This is a genomic window from Ancylomarina salipaludis (genome assembly GCF_004122035.1).
GTDB classification, from domain to species: domain Bacteria; phylum Bacteroidota; class Bacteroidia; order Bacteroidales; family Marinifilaceae; genus Ancylomarina; species Ancylomarina salipaludis.
In genome coordinates, this window is the sequence record NZ_SAXA01000035.1 from 1 (window position 1) to 1,493 (window position 1,493).

The 1,493-nt window shown below is 43.1% G+C and carries 1 protein-coding gene; it reads left to right on the forward strand.

Features of this window, described 5'->3' with window-relative positions:
* Positions 1 to 105: 105 nt before the first annotated feature.
* Entirely contained in the window at positions 106 to 1,176 is a 1,071-nt protein-coding gene (locus EO244_RS16730) for an IS110 family RNA-guided transposase (protein ID WP_129255830.1), read from the forward strand.
* The last annotated feature ends 317 nt before the right edge of the window (positions 1,177 to 1,493 follow it).

A 1,493-nucleotide genomic window follows, 5' to 3' on the forward strand; every position in this document is an offset into this window, starting at 1 on the left:
TATGAGCCACTATGATAATGCATAGGCCTGTGTTCACCTTCTTTTGACAGAAGGGACACATAGTTTTAAATTTGTATTAGTACCACACAAAAACAACTAGGGCCTATGCGAACACAAGTTATTAAAAAAATCGACTTTAGTGAACAAAATCTTTATATTGGATTAGATGTTCATAAAAAAAGCTGGCAGGTTACGGTGCTGAGTGAAGCTATTTGCCTCAAAACATTTACCTCTCCACCGGAGCCAAACAGCCTGTTCCATTTCATGGAATGCAATTTTCCCGGAGCCTCTTATTACAGTGCATACGAAGCCGGATTCTCTGGTTATGCCACTCACCGCCAACTCAATGCTTTGGGTATTGAGAATATTGTGGTCAATCCGGCGGACATTCCCCGACGCGATAAGGACTCACATTACAAAACGGATAAATCCGATAGTCGGATGATTGCCGAAGCCCTTCGAGCTGGCCTTTTAAAAGGGATTTATGTCTTCGATCCGGAAAGTGAAGGGTTTAGGGGCTTGTTTCGTTCCCGTTTGGCTTTGGCCAAAGACATCCGAAGAACCAAGGGACGGATCAAAGGTTTTCTGGCCTTTAAGAGCATCAGTATTCCGGGTGAATTTATCCGAAACCCCAAGTCATCAAAATACCTGAATTGGCTTAAAGGCCTGGACTTTCAATTTCCCACTGCCAGGATTCAACTCGACCAGCTGATCAACAACTTGTTGTTTCTAATGGAACAGAGGCGTATGCTCGAACAAAAGCTCAGAGATACGGCAAGAAAACGAGACAGACACCTCTTTAAAATACTTCAGACCGTACCCGGTATTGGACCGATAACCGCCATTGGGATCATGGCAGAAATCGGTGAGATTGGTCGCTTTAAACATTTCAAACAATTTGCCAGTTATGTCGGTCTGGTACCCAGATTACATCAAAGTGGAGAAAAGGATCAAACGGGTAGCATTACCTACAGAAGCAATAATTATTTAAGGCCATTGCTTATAGAATCGGCCTGGCAGGCCGTAAGAGCCGATCCTGCCATGTTGAAATACTATCAGGAAAACTGCCTGAAAGGCAATGCCAAAAAAGCCATTGTAAAGGTGGCCCGAAAACTCTTGAGCAAAATCATGCACGTGATGCGCAACAGAGTGAAATATGAACGAGGAATAGCCTAAAGCAAACAGAAGGGTAGTTTAGGGATGAGCACTTAACAGCGCGGTGGCTTCACTTTCAGAACCTTCTATGAGCATGTGCCTCCCTATTTTTTTAATTGATACGTGGAATGTGACGCTTCGATCACAAATAGCAGCCTGACATTCTGTGCTTTTTGCTTTTCATCTCGTTCAAAAGCTAATGACAAGAAGAGAACCCGTCAACCCGCAAGGGGTATGACTGAACCTCTTATTGCCATTTTTTTTGATGTTTACGAGATGGGAAAAACAAAAAAATGCCGTAAATTGGGCTTGTATCAAGGTTTATGCATTACATAGCA